Here is a 23,549-nt window from a genome sequence, read left to right as displayed (position 1 = left end):
TTCCCGCCGCACCTGGTCGGCTACGCGTTGCCAGTCACTTCTGTAGGGAATCACTTCCGTGGTGGATCACTTCCGCGGCGGACCCTTGCGCTCGGCGGAGGCGGCCCACAGATTGATGTCGGCTTCGCGCGCGTAGGTGTCGATCTCGGCGAGCTCGGCATCGCTGAAGTCGAGCGCCTTCAGCGCGCCGACGCAATCCTCGACCTGTTCCGGCCGGCTGGCGCCGATCAGCGCCGAGGTCACCCTGCCCTTGCGCAGCACCCAGGCCAGCGCCATCTGCGCCAGCGTCTGGCCGCGGCGGCCGGCAATCGCGTTCAGCGCCTTGATGTTGGCGATGGTCTTGTCGTTGATGAAGGTCGGCCTCAGCGACTTGCCTTGGCTGGCGCGGCTGCCCTCAGGGATGCCGCCGAGATATTTGTCCGTCAGCATGCCTTGCGCCAGCGGCGTGAACACGATCGAGCCGACGCCGAGCCCCTCCAGCGTGTCGAGCAAACCATCGTCCTCGACCCAGCGATTGAGCATCGAATAGCTCGGCTGATGGATGACGCAAGGCGTACCGAGCTGCTTCAAAATGTCGGCGGCCTCGCGCGTGCGCTGCGAATTGTAGGAAGAGATGCCGGCATAAAGCGCCTTACCCGAGCGCACCGCATGATCGAGCGCACCCATCGTTTCTTCCAGCGGAGTATCGGGATCGAAACGGTGCGAATAGAAGATGTCGACATAGTCGAGCCCCATCCGCTTCAGGCTTTGGTCGAGGCTGGCCAGCACATATTTGCGCCCGCCCCATTCACCGTAAGGTCCGGCCCACATCTCGTAGCCGGCCTTGGTCGAGATGATCAGCTCGTCGCGATAGGAGGAGAAATCCGTCCGCAGGATTTCGCCGAAAGCTGTCTCAGCCGAACCGGGCGGCGGGCCGTAATTGTTGGCGAGGTCGAAATGCGTGATGCCGAGATCGAAGGCCTTGCGCGCGATCGCCTGTTTGGTCCGGTGCGGCGTGTCGCCACCGAAATTGTGCCAGAGGCCGAGCGAGATCGCCGGCAATTTCAGGCCGGATCGCCCGCAGCGATTGTAGATCATTTTCTCGTAGCGGTTTTCGGCAGGCACATAGGGCATGGGAAATCCTTTAGATCAAAGCGAGCCCGGCAGTTGCCACCGCAAAAAAGGGTGAGTCGGCTCTGCCCCTCACCCTTAGCGTCTCGCCGTTTCTATGGGGAGAGGGGTCGACGGTAAACAACAAGTGTCGCAATCACTGAAGCGCTTGCCCTATTTCTTCTTCGCCAGGAGCCCTTTCTTCTTCGCCAAGAGCGCTTCCGCATCCTTGACTCCGAGTGCCGCAGGGCGTTCGCAGGTGGTCTGCATGGCGACGAACTTTCCGCTCGCGCCCGACCGCAACATGCCGGTCATCACATCCACGGCATGCAGCGCCAGCTCCATCGAGCACCGGTGCGGCCGGCCTTCCGCAATCGCCAGCGCCATGTCGGCGAGACCGGCGGTGCGATAGTTGGCCATCATGCCGTGCGAATGCATCTGGTTGGCCACGCCGAACGGATGCTTCCATTTCGGCAGCTTCTTGACCGGCTTGGCGGCGTCGGTAAAGCGAACGTCGCCGCCGAAGAAGTTCGGATCCGGCAAAAACACCGTGCCCAACTCGCCGTAGAGTTCCATCGGCGCGTGGCCATGGCTCCACACGTCCCAGCTGGTATTGAGCGTCACCACGGCGCCATTCTCGAACTCCATCACGCCATGAATCGTCGTCGGCGTGGCGACCAGGATTTTTTCGCCCGCGCGAGGCTTGGACGAGATCGTGCGTTCTGTCTTCGGGATCGAAGCAAAGGCTGCCACCTGCTTCACCGGTCCGATCAGCTGGATCAGATTGGTGATGTAATAGGGTCCGATATCGAGCACCGGACCGGCGCCAGGCTGGAAGAAGAAGTCCGGATTGGGGTGCCAATGCTCCATCCCATGGCTCATCACATGGCATGTGCCGCTGGTGATCTTGCCGAGCTTGCCAGTGTCGATCAGGTTGCGGACAAGCTGGTGCGCGCCACCGAGGAAAGTGTCCGGCGCCGAGCCGATGCGCAGTCCGTCTCTCTCGGCCAGCTTCTTCAGATCGAGCCCTTCCATGACCGACAGCACGAACGGCTTTTCCGAATAGACGTGCTTGCCGGCATCGAGGATCTGTTTCGATACCTCGTAGTGCACCGCCGGAATGGTGAGATTGACGATGATGTCGATGTCGCCGGCCTTGAGCAGCCCTTCGACCGTCTCGGCGCGCAGCTTGAACTCCTTCGCCCGCGCCTTGGCCGCATCCATGTTGATATCCGCGCAGGCGCGCATCTCGATGCCGCGAAACAGCGGCGCCAGCGAAAAATATGCTTTCGAAATGTTGCCGCAGCCTACAACGCCGATCCCAAGTTTTCTTGCCATGCTGATTTGCTCCTAATAGGTCCTGGCGGCTGCGATCGAGCGGCGAGCGAAACGCTCGATGTCGTTGGGATTATCCTGTTCCATGACGTAGTATTTGGCGGCACTCTTGGCGCGCAGCGCCTTGATCAGGCCGGCCCAGTCGATCGTGCCGTGGCCGACATCGGACCAGCCGTCCTCGTCCACGCCCTCGCCAGGCTTGGCAATGTCCTTGACATGGACGGCGACGATACGTTTGCCATACTTCTCGATCCAGGGCAGCGGATCGCCGCCGCCGCGCACCACCCAGGCCACGTCCATCTCCCAGCCGATGTCTGGTGCCGCCGCGAGGATGTGCTCCTGCGGCATCGAGCCGTCGGCAAGCTTCTTGAACTCAAAATCATGGTTGTGCCACGCAAAGCCGTAGCCGGCTTTGCCAGCCGCATCGCCGACCTTGGCCAGGCGTGCGCCGAAGCCGCGCCAGCCGGCCGTGTCGGTTGGTCTGCTCTCGGCGACCAGATAGGGGCAGATGAGCAGCGTGATGCCGAGCGCGTCGGCGATTTTGCGCACGCCATCGAAATCCTTCTCGAGCGCATCGATCGAGAAATGGCCGGTCGGCATGGCGAGCCCGTTCTTGTCGAGTTCGGCCCGAAACGCCTTGGGGTCGTCATAGACGCCGCCGAACCCCTCGACTTGCGCGTAGCCGAGCTCGCCCAGCATCTTGAGCGCCCCTTTCCAAGGTTGGAAATTTCGCGCGCTGTAAAGTTGGAATGACCAGTTCATCGTCTCTGTCCGTTCTCTGGGGATGGATGTGCTTGAGGTGAAGTTCTTGGGAATTAGAGGCGGTTGCCGGTGGCGGCGTCGAACAGCGAAGCGCGCATCGGGTCAAAACCGATGCTCACCGTGTCGGCATTGTTTGGCGTGCGCTCAGATGTCACCCGCACGGTGAAATTCTGATTTCCGAGCTTCAGCCAGACCAGCGTGTCGGAACCCATGGGTTCGACGACCACGACATTTGCCGTGGCTGTGAAAGGCCATCCAGCGCCGCTGTTGAACGCGACATGCTCGGGCCGGATACCGAAGACGGCCGCCCCCGGCACGGGCTCCTTTTCGAAAGCGTAGGTGGCAAGCGGGATCCGCACATCCTCGGCGACGAAGTGCCAGTTGCCATCGTCCTTCTCCAGCCTGCCGTCGAGGAAATTCATCGCCGGCGAGCCGAGGAAGCCGGCGACGAACCGGTTGACCGGGCGATTGTAGATCGTCTGCGGTGCGTCGAGCTGCTGGATCACGCCGCCCTTCATCACCGCGATACGGTCGGCCAGCGTCATCGCCTCGATCTGATCGTGGGTGACATAGATCATGGTGTTCTGCAGCTTGCTGTGCAGCAGCTTGATTTCAACACGCAGTTCCGCGCGCAGCTTGGCGTCGAGATTGGAAAGCGGCTCATCGAAAAGGAAGACGTCGACGTCGCGCACCAGCGCCCGCCCGATGGCCACACGCTGGCGCTGGCCGCCCGAAAGCGCCGACGGCTTGCGTTGCAGCAGTGGCTCGATCTGCAGGATTTCTGCGGCCCGCGCGATGCGCTTGGCGATCTCGTCCCTGGGGATGCCGGCAACGCGCAGCCCGAAGGACAGGTTCTTCTCGACAGTCATCTGCGGGTAGAGCGCATAGGACTGGAACACCATGCCGATGCCACGGTCCTTGGGCTCCTCCCAGGTGACGTTCTTGCCCTTGATGAAGATGCGGCCGTCCGAAACGTCGAGCAGACCGGCGATGCAGTTGAGCAAGGTCGACTTGCCGCAGCCGGACGGGCCGAGAAGCACGATGAACTCGCCCTCGGCGACATCGATGTTGAGCGTCTCCAGCACCGACACTGCGCCGAAATTCAGCGACAGGTCCTGGATCGAGACACTGGGATTTTCCATTCTTGTCATCATCATCCTTTCACCGCGCCGGCAGCGATGCCACGCACGAAGAGCTTGCCGGAAACGAAGTAGACGACGAGCGGTACGAGGCCGGTCAGGATGGTGGCGGCCATATTGACGTTGTATTCCTTCACGCCCTGCACCGAGTTGACGATATTGTTGAGCTGCACCGTCATCGGATATGTGTCGGGGCGAGTGTAGACGACACCGAACAGGAAGTCGTTCCAGATGCCGGTCACCTGCAGGATGATGGCGACGACGAAGATCGGCAGCGACATCGGCAGCATGATACGGAAATAGATGCCCCAGAAGCCCGCGCCGTCGACGCGCGCCGCCCGGAACAGTTCATCCGGCATGGAAGAAAAATAGTTGCGGAACAACAGGGTCAGGATCGGCATGCCGAAGATGGAATGGACGATCACCAGACCGCTCAGGCTGCCATAGAGGCCGATTTCGCGCAGGATGATGACGATCGGATAGATCATCACCTGGTAGGGGATGAAGGCGCCGACGATCAGGATGACGAAGAAAGTGTCGGCGCCCTTGAAGCGCCAGTTGGCAAGCGCGTAGCCGTTCACGGAAGCGATCGCGATCGACAGGATGACCGACGGAACGGTGATGCGCACCGAATTCCAGAAGCCGCGCGAGAGTCCGTCGCAGTTGAGGCCGGTGCAGGCGCTGGACCAGGCCTTCACCCAAGGCTCAAAGGTGATCTCGAGCGGCGGTGAGAAGATGTTGCCGAGGCGTATCTCCGGCATGCCCTTGAGCGACGTCACCACCATCACATAGAGCGGCAGCAAATAATACAGCGCCATCACGATGAGCGTGCCATAGAGGAAGATGTTGCGGCGCGAGAACACATGCCGCGGCTTCGGCCCTCGCGGCCCGGATGCCTCGAGCCCGATCGAACCCGTACCGGCAGGCAGGGAAACGGCATGGTCAGCCACGCTTCTTGCCTCCGAATTCGAGATAGGCCCAGGGAACGATGACGACCACCACCGACAGCAGCATCATGGTCGAGGCGGCGAAGCCCTGGCCGAGGTTCTGGGCGAAGAACATGTAATCGTAGACATATTTGGCCGGCACTTCGGAGGCGATGCCGGGACCGCCGCTGGTCTGGGCGACAACCAGGTCATAGACCTTGACGATACCGGCAGCGATGATGACCAGCGAGGTGATGAAGACCGGTCGCATCATCGGGATGATGATGAAGAGATAGGTCTTTAGGGTGGGTATCCCGTCCACCCGCGCGGCCTTCCAGATATCCTCGTCGATGCCGCGCAGGCCCGCCAGCATCAGGCACATGATCAGCCCGGTGCCTTGCCAGAGCGCGGCGATCAATATGCCGTAGATGACGATGTTGGAATTGTAGAGCGGATCGAAACTGAAGCTTTCCCAGCCGAGGCCGCGCACCACCCCCTGGATTCCGAACTCCGGGTTGAGCAGCCACTGCCAGACAAGACCGGTGACGATGAAGGAGAGCGCGAACGGGTAGAGGAAGATGGTGCGGAACGTGTCCTCGAAGCGGATTTTTTGGTCGAGCAGCGCCGCGAGTATGAAGCCGATGACCAGAGAGAACACCAGCGACAGCACGCCGTAGACCAGGAGGTTCTCAATGGAGAGCAGCCAACGCGGCGTCGACCACAGCCGATAATACTGGTCGAGCCCGACGAAGTTCAGCCGCGGCAGGAGCTTCGAATTGGTGAAGGAATAGAGCACCGTCCACGCGCTGCCGCCGACGAAGATCACCAGTGCGGTGAGGACCATCGGAATAGAGGCGACCTTGGCGTTAAGGTTGCGGAAGAGTTGGTTGGGGCGTTCGCTCTTGCTCATCTGCACAGCCGTCGGGGAAGGGCGGGCGGGTCAAGACTTGACCCGGAGCTCCCGGCCCCGCGGTCGCGGGCCGGGAGCGAGCGGCTCGTCGATCGTCAGTCCGCTGAGGCGACGATGTCGGCGAAGCGCTTTTGTGCCTCTTCCACGGTCATATCAGGCTTGGCGAAGAACTCGGAGAACAGGTCCTCCTTCTGCTTTTGGGTGTCCTGCGACAGCAGCTGGTCCGTCCAGGGCATGACGCTGCCCTTGGCCAGGATGTCGAGCCCTTTCTTCATGCAGTCGTTCGCCGCCTTGAGGTCGATATCGCCGCGCACCGGCAGCGAGCCCTTCTTGAGGTTGAAGGCGACCTGCGTCTTGGGATCGAGCAGCGTTTCGGCCAGCGCTTCCTGCGCCTTGGACTTTTCAGCGTCCTGCAGCAGCGGGAAGTAGAAGGCGTCGCCGCCGGTGGCGATGACCTCGTTCAGGCCAAGGCCGGGAAGGCACGTATAGTCCTTGCCGGCGGTCTGCCCGGCAACCTGGAACTCGCCTTGCGCCCAGTCGCCCATGATCTGGCCGCCGGCCTTGCCGGAGATGACGAGATTGGTGGCCTGATTCCAGTCCTGCACATTGGTGTTCTTCGCCATCTTGCGGGCATCGTCCGCGGCCTTGAACACCTTCGCGACCTCAGGCCCGGCGGCGAACTCGGCATCCTTGTCGCGATAGACCTTCAAGAAAGCGTCGGTACCGCCGACCGCCGTAAGCAGCACGTCGAAGGCGCCCGAGGATTGCCAGGGCTGCCCGCCGACCGCGAGCGGTATGATGCCTGCCTTCTCCAGCGCAGGGGCTGCTGCAACATATTCGTTCCAATTCTTCGGCACCGGCACACCGGCCTTTTCGAAGGCCCCGTTCGACAGCCACAGCCACTGCCAGGAATGAATGTTGACCGGCACGCAATAGATCTTGCCGTCGAGGGTACAGCCGTCGAGCAGGCTCTTCGGCTGGACGATTTCGGCCCACTTGTCCCTGGTGGCCAGTTCGGTCAAATCGCGCATCAGACCGGCCTGCACCAATTCTTCCGCTTGCCTTCCGTGGTTGAACTGGGTGGCGCCCATAGGGTCGCCGCCAGTGATGCGGCTGATCATGATCGGCCGCGCCGTGCCGCCGGAGCCGGCGATAGCGCCGTCGACCCAATGATTACCTGTCGCGTCGAACGCCTTGGCGAATTCGGCGACCGCCGCCGCCTCGCCGCCCGAAGTCCACCAATGGGTGACTTCCAGATCCGTCGCTGCCGCCGGGCCGGCGAAAGGCAGCGCGGTTGTCACTGCCAACGCAGCGGTCATGAATTGGTATCGCATTTCGGCTCCTCCCAGAATCTGAAACGTTACAGATTTTCGATACGGCAATTGTGTAGGGCGCGCAACCCCTGAATAGGAACCGGTCCCAATTATTTTTTGAGGCGCGAACAAATTCTACTAGGTGCTGCACTGCAACAGCGAGGTTGCGCGGCAATAATAGTGTCGCACGGATGAAATCCGGCGAATCCTGTTGCGCGAGCACGCCATAGCCGACGTCCAGTGGCTTACGTCGAACAGAGCGTCGCTCCGTGCAAAGAGCCTGCCCACCAACAGCGCGTGATGGCAAGTGACAACCTGTAACGTTTCAGTATATAGAGTGTTCATCAGGCGGAGTCGTGGGAGAGCCGCAATCCGCCGATTGCCGGCCTGCACGGCAACTGCTATGCGCCTGACGGGCGGGATGAATGGACAGACATCAGACGGAAAAGGACGATGACGCGTCGGGACAAGGCCGGCCGACGCTGAAGACGCTTGCCTTCATGACCGGGCTGGGCGTCACCACTGTATCGCGGGCGCTGAAGGACGCGCCCGAGATCGGCGCCGAGACTAGGCGGCGCGTCCAGCTCGTCGCCAAACAGATCGGCTATCGCCCCAATCGTGCCGGTGTGCGCCTGCGGACCGGCAAGACCAACGTCATCAGTCTCGTGCTCAACACCGAGCGCGAGATCATGAGCTTTGTCTCTGATATCATCTACGGCGTCTCGGAAGTCATCGCCGACACACCTTATCACCTGATCGTCACGCCTTATTCACGCTCGCAGGATCCTCTGGACCCGATACGTTATCTGGTGGAAACCGGCTCCGCCGACGGCGTCATCATTTCGCGCACTCAGCCGAATGACCCCAGGGCCCGTTACATGCTGGAGCGTGGTATCCCTTTTGCCACGCATGGCCGCACCGATATGGGGCTGATCCACCCCTACCATGATTTCGACAACTACGCTTTCGCGGCCGAGGCTGTACGCCATCTGGCCGGCATCGGCCGCAGCAGGCTGGCTCTGCTGGCGCCTCCAGTCGAGCTGACCTACCACAGTCATACGCTCAACGGCTTCACCGATGCACTGAGCGAGGTCGGTGCCAGCGAAATCCCGTTCAACACCGTTTCGATCGACCATTCAATCGAGCAGATCAGAATGAGGACCGCACAGCTGATGCGCCGCGACGCCAGGCCCGACGGTTTCGTCAGTAGTGCCGCCGCCGCTACACTCGCCATCGTCGCCGGCATCGAGGACGCCGGCCTCAAGCTCGGCCGGGACGTCGACGTGGTGTCCAAGCAGTCGTCCGACCTGCTCCACCTGTTCCGTAGGGAATTGCTGGTGGTCAACGAGAACTTCCGGCTGGCCGGCGCCGAGCTCGCCCGCTCAGTGTTGGGCTGGATCGGCGGCGCAGCACCTGGCTCCTTGCAGAGCCTGAGCATGCCGACCGAGGTTCTGGCCTATCGCCGCGACTAGCCTGCCGCTCCGCTCCCCCACGGGCCATGGAACGCGCCCTGCCCGTCGATACGCTCGAAGCCGTGCGCGCCGAAGAAATCGCGCTGCGCCTGGATCAGGTTCGAGGTGCCGCGGCCCTGGCGGTAGCTATCGAAATAGGCGAGCGCGGACGACAGCGCCGGCACCGGCGAGCCAGCCTCCGACGCTCTTGCCACGATGCGCCGGAGCGATGGATGCGCCTCCTGCATCATTGCGAAGAAAGCCGGTGCCATCAGCAGATTGGTCGCCGCCCCACCCTTGCCGAAGGCTTCCGCTATCGTATCCAGCAATTGCGAGCGGATGATGCAGCCGGCCCGCCAGATCTTGGCGATGGTCGGCATCGGCAGGTTCCAGTTGAATTCCTTCGAGGCGCCGCTCATCACCGCGAAGCCTTGCGCATAGGCTGATATCTTGCCGGCGAACAGCGCCAGCTCGAGATCGTTGAGAAGCGCGTCCTTGTCTCCGGAAATCTTGGTCACGCCGCCATTGCCATAGGCCTTTTCGGCGGCCAGGCGCTCGTCCTTGATCGACGACAGCACGCGTGCCGCCACCGCGGCCTCGATCGCGGTGGCCGGAATGCCGAGCTGCTGCGCCTCGATGACCGACCATTTGCCGGTGCCCTTCTGGCCGGCGCGGTCGAGGATGACGTCGACCATCGGCTTGCCGGTCTTCGGATCGTCGGCGGCCAACACCTTGGCGGTGATCTCTATCAGATAGGAGTTGAGCCGGCCCTTGTTCCAGCCGGCAAACACTTGTGCGATCTCCTTCGGCGCCATGCCGAGCCCGTCGCGCAAGATGCCGTAGATCTCGGCGATCATCTGCATGTCGGCATATTCGATGCCGTTGTGGATGGTCTTGACGAAATGCCCGGCGCCATCGGTGCCAAGCCACGCCGCGCAGGGCTCATCCCTGAACTTGGCCGAGATGGCGGTCAGCACCCTTTCGACGCGTTTCCAGGACTCTTCCGTGCCGCCGACCATGATCGACGGTCCATGGCGCGCGCCCTCCTCGCCGCCGGACACCCCCATGCCGATGAAGGTGAGATCCGAATCGGAGAGCTCGGAGAAGCGCCGCATCGTGTCGCGGAAATTGGCGTTGCCAGCATCGATAACGATGTCGTTGGCCGACAACACGCCGCGCAGTGCCGCGATCTGCTCGTCGACCGGCTTGCCGGCCAGCACCATGATGATGATCGGACGGGGCGGCCGGATGGCAGCGGCGAGTTCCTCCAGGCTATAGCAGGGCACCACCATATCCCTGAGCGCCCCGGCATTCGCGACAAAGGCGTCGGTGCGCGCCGCGGTGCGGTTGAAGACGGCTATGCGGTGCCCCTTCTCGGCGATGTTGAGCGCCAGGTTGGAGCCCATCGTGCCAAGGCCGATCAGGCCGATTTCGGCTTTTTCCATCGTTTCTTCCCTGCTTTCGGATCTTTTGTTGATTTGTGGCGACGCCCATTCTTTTCGGGATGCCATTCTTGTCGAGATGCCAATCTTGCCGAGATGCCAATCTTGCCAAGATGAATGACGGGCGTTCAAGGCTGCGTCAACCGCCTCGCCGAATTGTGTTTGCAGACCGCCAGCTTGTCCTCACGGCCTGATGTCGATCGGCGCCTCGATCTTCACGATCTCGAAATCCGAGATGAGGATATCGAGCCGCGCTGTCCATCGGCCGGGAACCGGGACGACGAGATCGTCGACGCGCCAGGTGCCGTCGCCTGGCTTTGTCGCCGCGCGCTTGATCGGCTTGATGCCGGAGTCAGGTTTTGATAGCACCAACGTCACTTGGCTTGCGTCGAGCGGGCCGAAATCGCCGGTCATTATGACCATCGAGGCGGCAACCGGCCCAACATGGCCGGGAGTGATGCTGAGGTCGGCCATCGCCTTCGGCGTGTGGATATGCACCGACGCCGGCTGCGCTGCTGCGATCGCCAGGGCGCGTGGCGGCGGCGTGAAACGCCAGCCGGCGGCAACGCCGAAGATCGCCAGAACGATCAGCATTTCAATGCTAATCGAGCGGACCAGCCTCCACTGTACTTCTGTGTCTCCCGCTTCGGCCGGACCGGTCAGCTTCCAGCGGTTGGTCGCGGCCAGCGTGAACAGAAAGAACAGCAGTGCCAGCTTGACCAGCAGCAGCCCGCCATAGGCAGTCTCGAGCAAAGCTGCGGGCGCCTGCACCTGGATGACAGCCAGCACGATGCCGGTGGCCGTAAGCACGGCCACGACGGGCAGTATCACTTGGGAAAACCGGCGCAGGAAAGGCGTGGCCTCGACCGGCTTCCGCCTGATGGCGAGACTGAGCGGCGCCAGCGCCCCGGCCCAGAAGGCAATGCCGGCACCGTGTAGAAACACCATCGGCGTTGTCAGCCATTGCGGTTCGGCGGCACTTGCATGCCCGCTGGCGGCGAGGGCGGCACCGACAGCGGCCAAGCCGGCAAGCGCAAACAGTTTTGCACCGCCGCGCGGCCCGACAAGCGACAGCAGCCCGAGCCCGAGCGCCACAAGCGCGACCAGGACCGTCCAGCCGAAGCTTGTGCCGAGCCCGGCTTGCCAGACGCCCGGCTGCGCCAGCCAGACGAGCGGCGCACCGAGCGCGTCCAGTCCCTGGAAGCCGAGCGACAAAGGCGCCGCGACAAGGCCGCATAGGATTGCGGCGATGGCGAAGCGCTGGCCGGAACGTCCGCCCTTCGCCAGCCAAGCGATGGCAAAGGCGCCGCCGACGCCGAGAAAGAGGCCGACATAGAGAAAGATCTTGCCGATCCAGATAGCCGACCTCAGACCCCGGTCGACGACTTCGGAGACGGCCGGCGCAGCACTCGGCGCGCCGATGGAAAAAAGCACCGAGCCGCCGACCGGATGGCCATCGGCGGAGATTACCCGCCAGCTCAGCACATGTGTGCCGGACCCGAGCGTTTGCGGATTGTCGATCTCGACCGTCTGGACACTGAGCCGAAAGGACGTCAGCGGAACCGGCGTCCCGTCAGGCCGCACCAAGGTCAGCACCAGCGGTGACACCGGTTCGCTGAAGGTCAGCGAAAATTGCATAGGACTTTGTCCCAGCACCGCACCATCAGCCGGCTCGGTCGTGATCAGCGCCGCATGGGCAAAGACCTGAGTTGGCGCAGCAATTATGGCGAGCAGCACGATCGCAGTCAGCTGCCCGACCGCAAGCCGACCGGCGCGCTTGCTGGTTGTGCAGATCGTCCGCAGGAAGGGTGCCGCGCTCATGCCACTGCCACACAAACAGCGGCGCGCTCTTTCGGATAGAGGGCGCCGCCTAGGATCACTTCTTCGGCAGCAGCTTGAGACCAGGCGCGGGATATTCCAGCGCATCCTCATCTTGGCCGACCGCCGGAATCTCGATTCAGCGTTCGGCAACGCCATCGCATTCCTGCACCACCGCGAAATAGAGCGTTTGGCCGGCCGGCAGATCCGCCGCCAGTGTCCCGCGGAAGACGAACTCGTCGTAGAATTCGTCCGGCAGGCTGCCGCCGCTCCAATCGACTTCCCTAGCGCCTGATGTCACCGCTTGACCATGGAGCTGGTAGGATTTCTCGTATCTGCCCTTCTTGACCTGCAGCGTCCAGCCCGGCTTCGGCATCGGCTTCACCGAAATCACCCCTTCCGGGATCTGCACGCGCACCGCCGTCGTCGCCTTGCCCTCACAGCCATGCGGCACGCGCAGGACAGCCTTGTAGGTCGAACCGACCGCCGCCTCCTGCGTTTCGAGCGTGACGTGGGCGAAGGTCGCGCTTGTCCCCAAGACGAAAAACGCGCCGGCCGACAAAAGATACCTGTTCATGATGGTCCCTCAAATTTCGACTTGTCCGGATCTGGCCGGGTCAGTTGGCGTGATTGTCCATACCGCCCGTTTCGCCGATGCCTTCCACGGCGAAGTCGACAGTGACGGTGCCGGCCTTCTCGAAGATCAGCGTGGCTGGAAACGTCTCGCCTTGCTTCGGTTGCCGTTTCAGCCCGACGAACATCAGATGATAGCCGCCGGGTGCCAAAGCGACCTTACCGCCGGCCGGAACTTCAAGGCCACCGGTGACCGGCCGCATGGCCATGACGCCATCGCTCACGCCCATCTCATGCAGTTCGGCCTTGGCCGAAATTTCAGAGGAGATCGACAGCAGCCGGTCCGGCGAACTGCCGGTGTTGGTTACGGTGAAATAGCCGCCGGCCACTTTGGCGCCGGGCGGTGTGGCGCGCGACCAGGGATGCCCGATCTCGAGGTCACCGACCTTGAACTCATGCGCGGAAACGGCCTGGGCGCCGACGAACAGAAGGGCGAGGAGCAACACGGTGATGCCGTGTCGCTCCTCGAAGCTGCGCAGGAAGCGGCTGTTGCGGCCGAACCGCGCGCGAAATGTGTGAGACATGTGATAGCTCCAAGAACTGATAAATCGCGCCGTCGGCCGGTCGCGAACAGTTTCGATGTTGAATGAATGCGCCCGCGAAAGGTTTCCGCAAGGCGATCTGGGACGGATCAGGCCTTAGCCGGCGGCGCGCGCGGATTCGACGGAGAGCGGTCGCGGCTGAAATCGAGGTGCCGGAACGCCGGCAGCACAAACGCGACGGTTTCGACGGAAAAGTTGCCGGCCAACATGCCGGCAGCGGGCGGCGGCGCGTAAGCCGCCGAGGCCATGCCACAGCCGAGCACACAGCAAGCCGGCACGTGCTGCTGGTGCGGATCGCCGCCTGGAAGCTGGGCCGCGCCCTCCTGGGTGCAGATGACATTGCCGAAGGCGTCGAGTTGCGAAGCATCGGGGAAGCCGGAGGCGAATGCGCCAAACACCGACTGGAGCACGAGCAAATAGGCCGCGGCGAACGCGGCCGGCATGCTCCATCGTCTCCGCCGGATGTTCAAAAGCCTGCCTCTTCACGCAGCAACGGCAAATACCTAGCACGCGCTCGGCGGGCGGAAAATCGCCAAATTACTGCTGCGGCAACGCAGCGCTTTAAGCCCGCGACGGTTGCTGGCCCTCGGGGATCGAGGTCAACAGGGTATTGCGCGCCGACTTCAGATGCTTGCGGCAGGCGGCGTCGACCTTGCCGAGATCGCGCGATTTGAGCGCCGCGATATAGGCCAGGTGTTCCGCGACCGCCACTTCGTTGCGCTCGCGCTCCTGCGCCTTATTCCACTGGTAGTGGTAGTGGAAGATCATGGCGATGACGTCGTAGAAATCGACGATGAAGCGATTGTGCGACGCGCGGTGGATCAGCCGGTGAAAGCGCTCGTCGAGCTCCGAGAATTCGTTGAAGCGCGTGGCGATCTCGCGCGCCACCCGGCGATGCTCGTCTTCCAGCCGGTCGAGGTCGGCCCAGACCGGGCTGTCGTCCGGCAGGGCGGCGAACGCGGCAGCCGAGCGCAATTCGAACATCTCGCGGATTTCGGTCAATTCCAGCGCGAAAGCGCGGGTAAAACCTTTCAGCACCCAATGGCTGTTGCGGCGTTTCTCGATCAGCCCGAAGCGGGAAAAGCGGATCAGAAACTCGCGCACGCTGGTGGTGCCGACGCCGATCTCGCGCGCCAACTCGAGTTCGTTGATCTGCATGCCGGGCTCGGCGCCGCCGGCAAGCAGCCGCCGCATGAAGGAGCGCTCGATGATCTGCGACAGCGTGTCGGTCTCTTCCTCGGGGAAAAAATCGTCCGGCCGCGGCACGCGCAAAACCGTCTTGCTGCGCTTGTTCCAGGCAATCAGCCCCGTCTCTTCCATGCGCGTAAGGATGGTGCGGATCGTCGTGCGGCTGACGCCGAGCAGCGTGCCAAGCTCGGGCTCGGACGGCAGGCTTTTCGTTTCGTCGAGCAGCCGCAAACCCCGATTGTAGGCGTCTTTGTAGACGTTGTTGCTCTTCGACATCCCCTGCCCCGTTACGCCGGCGCTTGCAGCGGCGGTTTGAAGCGCGATATGACAAATGTTCCAAACGCAAAGGCCCCCAAAAAAGCGAGAATCGCTTTTCGAAAGTCAGCCCTGGTTCCAGTATCCGATCCTCTGCACATCCATAAGAACGCGCGGCGCTGTCACGAAAAAACAATTGACGCAAAACTGTTTTTTCACGATAAAAGACATTAACTGTTAACAGGCGCGTGTCAATCCGCTTGCCGATCCCAGGAACACCCAGGAAACTGCCCGTGAACGCCGCAAACAGCATTCTTCTGTCCCCCGCCGACAATGTCGCGGTCGCCAACGGCCGCATCGAGATCGGCGCGGTACTGCCGGGCGGTGCCGTCGCCACCGCGTTGATCGAACCCGGCCACAAGGTAGCGATCAAGCCAATCGCCGCCGGCGAGGCCGTGGTCAAATACGCTCAGGCGATCGGCCGCGCCACCCAGGACATCGCACCCGGCGAGCATGTCCATTCGCACAATCTGGTCTTCGAGTCCGGGCGTTTGCCGGTGGTGCCGCCGAGCGAAGCCGTGCACGCGACCGAGGCCGACCGCGCCCGCACCTTCATGGGCTACCGTCGCGCCGACGGCCGTGCCGGCACGCGCAACTTCGTCGGCATTCTCGCCAGCGTCAATTGCTCGGCCACCGTTTGCCATGCCATCGCCGACGAGGCGAACCGCACGCTCCTGCCCAGATATCCCGGCATCGACGGCTTCGTTCCGATCGTCCACGGCCAAGGCTGCGGGATGAGCGCCACCGGCGACGGCATGATGGTGCTGCACCGCACGCTGGCCGGCTACGCCCGCCATCCGAATTTCGGCGGCGTGCTGATGGTCGGGCTCGGCTGCGAGGTCAACCAGCTCACCCTCTATGGCCAGAAGGGTGTCGCTGCGGGAAAACGCCATTTCAACATCCAGGAAGCCGGCGGCTCGCGCAAATCGGTCGAGAAGGCGATGCTGGTGCTGGCCGAGATCGCCGAGGAGGTCGACAAGCTTGAGCGTGAGCCGATCCCGGTCAGCGAGATCGTCGTCGGCCTGCAATGTGGCGGCTCGGACGGCATGTCCGGCATCACCGCCAATCCGGCGCTGGGCGCCGCCGTCGACATCCTTGCCGGTGTTGGTGGCATCGGCATCCTCTCCGAGACGACGGAAATCTACGGCGCCGAGCATCTGCTTGCCTACCGTGCGGCGACCCCGGAGATCGCAGCCAGGCTCGATGGCTATGTGAAGTGGTGGGAAGACCATGTCGCCAAGCATGGCGCCTCCATCGACAACAATCCGTCGCCCGGCAACAAGCGCGGCGGCCTGACCACCATCCTGGAGAAGTCGCTTGGCGCGGTCGCCAAGGGCGGACAGACGCCGCTCAACGGCGTCTTTGGCTATGCCGAAAAGGTCACCGGACACGGCTTGGTGTTCATGGACACGCCCGGCTACGACCCGGTTTCCGCCACCGGCCAAGTGGCAGGCGGCGCCAATGTCATCGTCTTCACCACCGGCCGCGGTTCCTGCTTCGGCTGCCGGCCGACGCCGTCGATCAAGGTCGCCAGCAACTCGACCATGTACCACACCATGGAAGAGGACATGGACGTGAATTGCGGCGTCATCGCCTCGGGCGAAAAGACCATCGCCGGCATGGGTCGCGAGATCTTCGAACTGATCGTCGAGACGGCTTCCGGCCGCAAGACAAAGAGCGAGGAGTTCGGCTACGGCGACAACGAGTTCGTGCCCTGGCACCTCGGCGCGACCCTCTAGACCACCCACTAACTGACTTAAGACATGGACGGGCCGGCAAATGGCCGGTGGGAGGCTTTGCATGAAGAAACGCTGTGTCGGCAGCACCGCGCTGGAAATAACCGAGGTCAGCTTCGGCGGCGCGGCGGTCGGCGGCCTCTATCGCGCCTGTTCGCGTGAAGCGGCGATGGAGACGCTACGGGTCGCCTGGGAAGCCGGCCTGCGCTATTTCGATACGGCGCCCTTCTACGGCTTCGGCCTCTCGGAACGCCGCTTCGGCGATTTCCTGCGCGACAAGCCGCGGGACTCCTACGTGCTGTCGACCAAGGTTGGGCGCCTGTTCCGGCCGGTGCCGGAAGACCAGATTCCGGACCATTCTTATGTCGATCCGCTGCCCTTTGCGCTCGACTACGACTATTCCTATGACGGCATCATGCGTTCGGTCGAGTTCAGCTATGCGCGGCTTGGCCTCAATCGAATCGACATTCTGTTCGTCCACGACATCGGCGTCTACACGCATGGCGTCGAGAAAACGAAGCTGCATTTCCGCCAGCTGATGGATGGCGGGCTGAAGGCGCTGGAAGAGCTGAAGTCGTCCAGGGTCATTTCCGCCTACGGCCTTGGCGTCAACGAGGTGCAGATCTGTCTCGATGTGCTGCGCCAGGCGCCGCTCGACTGCATCCTGCTGGCCAGCCGCTATTCGCTGCTCGACCGCACCGCCGAAGCCGAATTGCTGCCGCTTTGCCGGCAACGGCAGACCTCGCTGATCATCGGTGGCGTCTTCAATTCCGGCATCTTGGCGACCGGCCCTGTGCCGGGTGCGCATTTCGACTACCTGCCGGCCACCCAGAACATTCTCGACCGTGTCGCCGCCATGGAAGAAATCGCCGCCGAGGGCGGCTATCCGCTTGCCGCGGCGGCGTTCCAGTTCCCGCTGCACGAGCCTGTGGTCGCTTCTGTGCTGACGGGCACCGCCAAACCGACCAATCTGGGGCGAAATCTCCAACTGCTCGACATCCAGGTGCCCGAAACCGAATTCGCCAAATATGATCCTTACACGGTCGTACAGAAACTCGGCTGACGCGCTGCGGCCTTCGCCCTCGTCGGTTAAACGGCGGATGGCGCGATCAGGAGGCGTAACAATCGGACGCCCCAAAAAGAATGAATATTCCATCTTGACTGGTTGGTGGAATTAATATTCCATACCTTTCGGAGAGGATCTGTAGGGTTTGGCAATGAGATCGGTCTAGCCATAAGGAGACCGATACGAAACACCGCTTGCGTCGACCCAACCTATGCACTATCAAAAAGCGGTAAATGTTTTTTATTGATAAAGTTCCGTTTGGGCAGCGCCTATCCAAACCGAGCTTCAGCAACGTTCACCGGGCGACTTAGGGAGGAAGCCTTATGAAATTCGTGACCAGCATTCTCAACCGCCGCGCCGTCGTGGCCCTCGCCGCTGCCTCGATGCTTGCCGGCGTGGTGCACTCGGCGCCGGCTCACGCCGCGGACGTGACCATTCCGATCATCGTCAAGGACACCACCTCTTTCTACTGGCAGATCGTTCTGGCGGGCGCCCGCAAGGCCGGCAAGGACCTCGGTGTCAACGTGCCGGAGCTCGGCGCCCAGGCGGAGACCGACGTCAACGGCCAGATCTCGATCCTCGAGAACGCCGTCGCCGGCACCCCGGCTGCCGTCGTCATCGCGCCGACCGAAGCCAAGGCGCTCGGCAAGCCGATCGATGAGGCAGCCACCAAGGTCAAGATCATCGGCATCGACTCCGGCGCCGACTCCAAGGCCTTCACTTCGTTCCTGACCACCGACAATATCCAGGGCGGCCGGGTCGCCGCTGACGGGCTGGCGGCCGCGATCGCCGAAGCCAATGGCGGCAAAGTCGAGGGCGACGTCGCCCTGATCACCGCGCTTCCGGGTGCCGGTTCGCTCGAACAGCGCGCCCAGGGCTTCAAGGAGCAGCTTGCCGCCAAATATCCCGGCCTCAAGCTTGTCGCCGACAAGTACGCCGACGGCCAAGCCACTACCGGCCTCAACATCGCGACCGACCTGATAACCGCCAACCCGAACCTCAAGGGCATCTTCGCCTCCAACCTGATCATGGCGCAGGGCGTCGGTCAGGCGATCGCCGAGAACAGCCTGGCCGGCAAGGTCGGACTCGTCGGCTTCGACAGCGACGAGAAGCTGATCAAGTTCCTCAACGACGGCGTCATTTCGGCTCTCGTCGTCCAGGATCCGTACCGGATGGGCTATGACGGCATCAAGACGGCGCTCGCGGCCTCGAAAGGCGAGAAGGTCGAGGCCAATGTCGATACCGGCGCCAACCTCGTCACCAAGGCCAATATGAAGGATCCGAAGATCGACGCGCTGCTCAATCCGAAGCTCGACTGAGCACCGGCATTGGCGCACCGTTTCCGGGGCCTCATTGCCCCGGAAACACCCTGAAAGTGCTTCGAAATCAGCCGGCTTCAATACCCTTGACGATGCGACCCGGCCAGCATCGCTACGTGCCAATCGTGAGGCCAATCTGGGAGGATTGTCATGACATCGACGGCGCAGGAACTGCATCCGGCCCCAACGCTGGAACCGGGCAGGACGATCCTCGAACTCAAGGGCTTGGAGAAGCGATATCCTGGCACGCACGCGCTGAAGCCGGTTAACCTCGCCTTCAAGGCCAGCGAAATCCACGCCATTGTCGGCGAGAACGGTGCCGGCAAATCCACCCTGATCAAGCTGCTGACCGGCGTCATGCCGCGCACCTCCGGCGACGTCATCTGGGAGGGCAAGCCGGCAGCGCTGGCGACGCCGCATGAGGCGATGGCGCTGGGCATCAATGCTGTGCATCAGGAGGTCGTTCTGTGCCGCCATCTCACTGTCGCAGCCAACATGTTCCTCGGCGAGGAGGATTCCCGCTTCGGCATCCTGCAGCAGCGGGCCATGGTCAGGGAAGCGCAGAAGATCATCGACGATCTCGGCTTTGATCTGCCGGCGCATGTCGTGCTGGGTGACCTGACCATAGGCCAGCAGCAGCTGATCGCCGCCGCCCGCGCCACCGTGCGCGGCACCAAGTTCCTGATCTTCGACGAGCCGACTGCCTATCTCACCCGGAAGGAAGCCGACCAGCTGTTCACGCTGATCCGCCGGCTGAAGGGCGAAGGCGTCACCATCATCTACATCAGCCACCGCATGGAAGAGGTGTTCGAGCTCGCCGACCGCGTCTCGGTGCTGCGCGACGGCACGCTTGTCGGCACCAGGAACATCGCCGAAACCAACGACGCCGAGCTGGTCAAGATGATGATCAACCGCTCGATCGAGCAAGTCTATCACAAGGAGCATTTTACCCCGGGCGCGACGCTGCTCGAAGCCAGAAATCTCTCCGGCAAGGGCTTCGAAAATGTCTCGATGAAGGTCCGTGCCGGCGAAATCGTCGGGCTCTACGGCCTGATCGGTGCCGGGCGCAGCGAGTTCGTCACCACGCTTTACGGCCGTCATCGCAAGTCGGCCGGCCAGATCCTCTGGGAGGGCAAGGCGGTTCAGGTCAATTCCGAGCATGACGCTATCAGGCTCGGCATGGCGCTGGCGCCGGAAAGCCGCCGCGACCAGGGCCTCTGCCTCAACCTGCCGGTCGGCCTCAATCTCAATCTGCCGATCTACAAGCGCATCTCCAGCAATCTGCTGATCTCCAGCGCACAGGAGAAGACCGAGGCGGATCGCCAGATCGCCAATCTCAGGATCAAGACACCGACGCGCAACGCGCTCGCCTCCAGCCTGTCCGGCGGCAACCAGCAGAAGATCGTCATCGGCAAGTGGCTGGCGCACGGCGCCAAGCTGTTCATCTTCGACGAGCCGACAGTCGGCGTCGATGTCGGCACCAAGGCCGAGATCTACCGCCTGTTCAGCGCGCTTTTGTCCAATGGCGCCGGCATCATCCTGATCTCGTCCTATCTGCCCGAGGTCTATGAACTGGCCGACACACTGCATGTGTTCCGGCGCGGCAAACTGGTGGCCACTCATGGATTCCGCACTGCCGACCATGAGGAGATCCTCACCCAAGCGCTGGCCGAGAAACAAGAAAAACCGGGAGGACAGATATGAGCACCGAGGCGATCCCGGCCGAAAGGCCGAAACGCAACTACAACGCCCTGTTCGGGCTGACACTGCTGGCGCTGCTGGTATTGTTGTGGGTCATCCTGTCGGTGGCGACGCCGAGCTTCGCCTCCGCCAACAACATCTCGAATCTGCTGCGGCAAGGTTCGATGATCGCCATCCTGGCAGTCGGCCAGACCTTCGTCATCATCACCGGAGGCATCGACCTTTCCGTCGGCGCCGTCGTCGGCTTCGCCACCGTCATCGTGGCGATGTTGATCAATGCCGGCGTGCCGATTTTCCTCGCCATCCTGATCACCTTGCTGGTCGGCGTCGCCATCGGCATGTTCCATGGCTTTGGCATCGTCAGAATGGGCCTGCCGCCCTTCATCATCACGCTGGCGACGCTGACATCCTTGCGCGGCATCGGCCTCTTGATGACCAACGGCAACTCGATCTCGATCAACAACGATGCCTTCCAACTGTTTTCGCGCAGCTCGTTTCTCGGCGTCCCCAATCTGTTCTGGATGGTGATCCTCGTCGGCATCCCCGCCTACATCTTCCTGCATCACAGCCGCTGGGGCCGGTATCTGTTCTCGGTCGGCTCCAACGCCGAGGCATCGCGCCTGTCCGGTGTCAACGTCCAGCGCACCATCTACATGGCATATACGCTGTCGGGCCTCTGTGCGGCTTTTGTCGGCGTGCTGCTTGCCTCGCGCATCGGCATCGGCAATCCGACACAGGCCGAGGGCTGGGAGTTGCAGGCGATCGCCTCGTCGGTGATCGGCGGCACCTCGCTGTTCGGCGCCGTCGGCTCGGTGCACGGACCGCTGCTCGGCGCCTTCATCCTCGCCACCATCAACAACGGCGCCAATCTCTTGAACGTCAATGCCTTCTGGCAGCGCATCATTACCGGCGTGCTAATTATCGTCATCGTCTATTTCGACGGCCTGCGCCGCCGCGGCAAGTAGACCATATTAACAACCGCCGGCCCGGCGCTAGCCGGGCCGGCGGTTTCATGAACAGACTGGATTGAACTATGAAAGCCGTCGTCTGCCGCTCGCCCGGTGAGCTTGTTCTGGAAGACCGCCCGGCGCCAGGCACTCCGCCCTCTGGCTGGGCGCTGGTCGCGGTCAGTCATGTCGGCATCTGCGGCACCGACTATCATATCTTCGATGGCAAGCATCCGTTCCTCGCTTATCCCCGCATCATGGGCCACGAGGTTTCCGGCACTGTGATCGAGGCCGGCGAAGGCGTCGATCTGGCCGTTGGCGAACCGGTGATCATCAATCCCTATCTCGCTTGCGGCAAATGCATCGCCTGCCGGCAAGGCAAGCCTAATTGCTGCGTCCGGATCGAGGTGCTCGGCGTCCACCGCGACGGCGCCATGTGCGAACGGATCCTGGTGCCGGCGCAGAACCTCTACCCGGCCAACGGCCTGTCGCTGGCCGACGCCGCCGCCGTCGAATTCCTGGCGATCGGGGCGCATGCCGTTCGGCGCTCGCTGGCGCAGCCCGGCGCGCGCACGCTGGTCATCGGCGCCGGGCCGATCGGGCTCGGCACGGCACTGTTTGCCCGCATCGCCGGTCTGGACGTGACGCTGCTCGACATGAGTGCCGAGAGGCTGGGTTTCGCCGCAAGCGAACTCGACTTCGCCACCCTCGACGGCTCGAAGGGATCGGCAACCGATCTGGCGCGGGAGGCGACTGACGGCGAAGGCTTTGACGTGGTTTTCGACGCCACTGGCAACACCCAGTCAGTCCAGTCGGCTTTCGCCCATGTCGCGCATGGCGGGGCGCTGGTCCTGGTCAGCGTCGTCAAGGACGACATCGTCTTTTCCGACCCCGAATTCCACAAGCGCGAGATGACGCTGATCGGCAGCCGCAACGCGCTGCGCGCCGACTTCGACCATGTCGCCGCCTCGATCCGCGACGGCGCGGTGCCGCTGGCAAAGCTCGTCACCCATCGCACGACGCTTGGCGACACACCGCGCGACCTCGCCCGCTGGGCGCATGAGAAATCCGGCCTGATCAAGGCGGTCATTCAGGTCAGATGAGACCGGGATAGACGCGCACCTATCTACCGCGCCGATAATTTGAGCTCGACGCGCTCAGCCGGAAAGCGCGTTTCGGCGAACTGGATCGGCTGGCCGTCCGGCGTGACGTTGACCGCGACCGTGACCAGCACGATGGCGCCGGACTGCAGATCGAGATCGGCGAGATCGGCGGCATCTGCGTGGCGCGCCGACAGCACTGTCGATTGCCTGAGATAGTCACTGATGCCGAAACGCTGGAGCGAGGCGGTCACCGATCCAGTTTCCGCGATAGCGGTCTCGATGCCTTCGAAGCGTTTCGCATCGAACCAGCCGGTGGCACGCGAGACCGGCTGTCCGTCGGCTTCGCCGCGCGTCTCAAGGCGTATGACATTCGAACCCTTGGCAAGCCCCAGCCCTTCGGCGACGCGCCGGCTGGCCGGCTCGACCGCCGATTCGAGCAGCACGCTGCGGCGCTCCGTCGCCTGCCCTTGCAAGCCCTCCGAAAAACGGGTGCGGGCGCCGATCGGATAGGACAGCCGCTTGCGCGAAAGCACGAAAGTGCCACGCCCCTGTTCGGCCCTCAGCACGCCATCCTGCACCAGTGCTGCGATGGCGCTGCGCACCGTATGGCGGTTGACGCCATAACGCTCCGCCAGTGCAATCTCCGGTGGCAGCGCGGCATTCTCGGCAAAGTCGCCGATGGCGATCGAATGCAGGATCTGGTCGGCGATCTGCCGCCACAGCGAGACGCCGCTGCGCCGCTCTATGCTGCTGGCAATCTGCTGCCCGATCATCTCTTGCCCCGATCTTTTTCGCCCTGTCATCCATCTGTCAT

The 23,549-nt window shown here is 62.8% G+C and carries 20 protein-coding genes and 1 pseudogene; 7 read left to right on the top strand and 14 right to left on the bottom strand.

Annotated elements, in window-relative coordinates; genetic code table 11:
• Window positions 1–66: 66 nt before the first annotated feature.
• The 7 genes from mgrA to ACWUKX_RS11950 all read right to left on the bottom strand — a co-directional run bounded on the left by mgrA (window position 67) and on the right by ACWUKX_RS11950 (window position 7,495).
• Entirely contained in the window at window positions 67–1,113 is a 1,047-nt protein-coding gene (gene mgrA, locus ACWUKX_RS11980; protein ID WP_456006902.1) for an L-glyceraldehyde 3-phosphate reductase, read from the bottom strand.
• Window positions 1,114–1,263: 150 nt separating this feature from the next.
• Window positions 1,264–2,427 carry a Gfo/Idh/MocA family protein gene (locus tag ACWUKX_RS11975; RefSeq protein ID WP_128341183.1) on the bottom strand — a complete coding sequence of 388 codons (1,164 nt, stop codon included), beginning with the start codon at window positions 2,425–2,427 and terminating at the stop codon, window positions 1,264–1,266.
• 12 nt (window positions 2,428–2,439) lie between these two features.
• Window positions 2,440–3,186, bottom strand: a complete 747-nt coding sequence (locus ACWUKX_RS11970; RefSeq protein ID WP_456006900.1) for a sugar phosphate isomerase/epimerase family protein — start codon at window positions 3,184–3,186, stop codon at window positions 2,440–2,442.
• 53 nt (window positions 3,187–3,239) lie between these two features.
• Window positions 3,240–4,337, bottom strand: coding sequence for an ABC transporter ATP-binding protein (locus tag ACWUKX_RS11965; protein ID WP_127318032.1), 1,098 nt, complete (start codon window positions 4,335–4,337; stop codon window positions 3,240–3,242).
• Between the two features lie 2 nt (window positions 4,338–4,339).
• Window positions 4,340–5,275: a carbohydrate ABC transporter permease gene (locus tag ACWUKX_RS11960; protein WP_029348229.1), complete on the bottom strand. Its 936-nt coding sequence runs from the start codon at window positions 5,273–5,275 to the stop codon at window positions 4,340–4,342.
• Window positions 5,268–6,161: a carbohydrate ABC transporter permease gene (locus tag ACWUKX_RS11955; RefSeq protein WP_455840672.1), complete on the bottom strand. Its 894-nt coding sequence runs from the start codon at window positions 6,159–6,161 to the stop codon at window positions 5,268–5,270. The genes ACWUKX_RS11960 and ACWUKX_RS11955 overlap by 8 nt, the downstream gene beginning before the upstream one ends.
• Window positions 6,162–6,256: 95 nt before the next feature.
• The gene (locus ACWUKX_RS11950; RefSeq protein WP_456006898.1) at window positions 6,257–7,495 is read right to left on the bottom strand and encodes an ABC transporter substrate-binding protein; all 1,239 of its coding nucleotides are present in this window, start codon (window positions 7,493–7,495) and stop codon (window positions 6,257–6,259) included.
• Between the two features lie 404 nt (window positions 7,496–7,899).
• Here ACWUKX_RS11950 and ACWUKX_RS11945 point away from each other — a divergent pair, with 404 nt between their 5' ends.
• Window positions 7,900–8,946, top strand: coding sequence for a LacI family transcriptional regulator (locus ACWUKX_RS11945; RefSeq protein WP_455840674.1), 1,047 nt, complete (start codon window positions 7,900–7,902; stop codon window positions 8,944–8,946).
• On the opposite strand, the gene gndA is transcribed toward ACWUKX_RS11945, so the two are convergent.
• The 6 genes and pseudogenes from gndA to ACWUKX_RS11915 all read right to left on the bottom strand — a co-directional run bounded on the left by gndA (window position 8,943) and on the right by ACWUKX_RS11915 (window position 14,824).
• Window positions 8,943–10,370 (bottom strand): NADP-dependent phosphogluconate dehydrogenase, encoded by a 1,428-nt coding sequence (gene gndA / locus ACWUKX_RS11940; protein ID WP_456006896.1) that lies wholly within the window; start codon window positions 10,368–10,370, stop codon window positions 8,943–8,945. The two genes, ACWUKX_RS11945 and gndA, sit on opposite strands and share 4 nt — an antisense overlap.
• 180 nt (window positions 10,371–10,550) lie before the next feature.
• The gene (locus tag ACWUKX_RS11935; protein WP_456006894.1) at window positions 10,551–12,188 is read right to left on the bottom strand and encodes a copper resistance CopC/CopD family protein; all 1,638 of its coding nucleotides are present in this window, start codon (window positions 12,186–12,188) and stop codon (window positions 10,551–10,553) included.
• 55 nt (window positions 12,189–12,243) lie between these two features.
• A pseudogene (locus ACWUKX_RS11930) lies at window positions 12,244–12,762 on the bottom strand (YcnI family copper-binding membrane protein).
• A gap of 40 nt (window positions 12,763–12,802) precedes the next feature.
• Window positions 12,803–13,342 (bottom strand): copper chaperone PCu(A)C, encoded by a 540-nt coding sequence (locus ACWUKX_RS11925; protein ID WP_456006892.1) that lies wholly within the window; start codon window positions 13,340–13,342, stop codon window positions 12,803–12,805.
• Window positions 13,343–13,449: 107 nt separating this feature from the next.
• Entirely contained in the window at window positions 13,450–13,803 is a 354-nt protein-coding gene (locus tag ACWUKX_RS11920) for a DUF2946 family protein (protein WP_128345406.1), read from the bottom strand.
• Window positions 13,804–13,921: 118 nt separating this feature from the next.
• Complete coding sequence (locus ACWUKX_RS11915) at window positions 13,922–14,824, bottom strand: GntR family transcriptional regulator (protein ID WP_456006890.1); 903 nt, start codon at window positions 14,822–14,824, stop codon at window positions 13,922–13,924.
• Window positions 14,825–15,096: 272 nt separating this feature from the next.
• On the opposite strand from ACWUKX_RS11915, the gene ACWUKX_RS11910 reads away from it, so the two are divergent.
• The 6 genes from ACWUKX_RS11910 to ACWUKX_RS11885 all read left to right on the top strand — a co-directional run bounded on the left by ACWUKX_RS11910 (window position 15,097) and on the right by ACWUKX_RS11885 (window position 22,735).
• Complete coding sequence (locus tag ACWUKX_RS11910; protein ID WP_456006888.1) at window positions 15,097–16,602, top strand: UxaA family hydrolase; 1,506 nt, start codon at window positions 15,097–15,099, stop codon at window positions 16,600–16,602.
• 61 nt (window positions 16,603–16,663) lie between these two features.
• Complete coding sequence (locus ACWUKX_RS11905) at window positions 16,664–17,662, top strand: aldo/keto reductase (protein WP_456006886.1); 999 nt, start codon at window positions 16,664–16,666, stop codon at window positions 17,660–17,662.
• A gap of 326 nt (window positions 17,663–17,988) precedes the next feature.
• The gene (locus ACWUKX_RS11900; protein WP_456006884.1) at window positions 17,989–18,984 is read left to right on the top strand and encodes a substrate-binding domain-containing protein; all 996 of its coding nucleotides are present in this window, start codon (window positions 17,989–17,991) and stop codon (window positions 18,982–18,984) included.
• Between the two features lie 150 nt (window positions 18,985–19,134).
• Window positions 19,135–20,688, top strand: a complete 1,554-nt coding sequence (locus ACWUKX_RS11895; protein ID WP_456006882.1) for a sugar ABC transporter ATP-binding protein — start codon at window positions 19,135–19,137, stop codon at window positions 20,686–20,688.
• Complete coding sequence (locus ACWUKX_RS11890) at window positions 20,685–21,650, top strand: ABC transporter permease (protein WP_456006880.1); 966 nt, start codon at window positions 20,685–20,687, stop codon at window positions 21,648–21,650. Before ACWUKX_RS11895 ends, ACWUKX_RS11890 begins: the two co-directional genes overlap by 4 nt.
• A 68-nt stretch (window positions 21,651–21,718) precedes the next feature.
• A complete protein-coding gene (locus ACWUKX_RS11885; protein ID WP_456006878.1) occupies window positions 21,719–22,735 on the top strand; it encodes a zinc-binding alcohol dehydrogenase family protein in 1,017 nt (338 codons plus the stop codon).
• A gap of 23 nt (window positions 22,736–22,758) precedes the next feature.
• Here the strand turns inward: ACWUKX_RS11885 and phnF are convergent, their stop codons facing one another.
• Complete coding sequence (phnF, locus tag ACWUKX_RS11880; protein ID WP_456006876.1) at window positions 22,759–23,508, bottom strand: phosphonate metabolism transcriptional regulator PhnF; 750 nt, start codon at window positions 23,506–23,508, stop codon at window positions 22,759–22,761.
• Between the last annotated feature and the right edge of the window lie 41 nt (window positions 23,509–23,549).

Source organism: Mesorhizobium sp. f-mel, from assembly GCF_053850215.1.
This window is presented reverse-complemented; position numbering and strand designations above follow the sequence as displayed.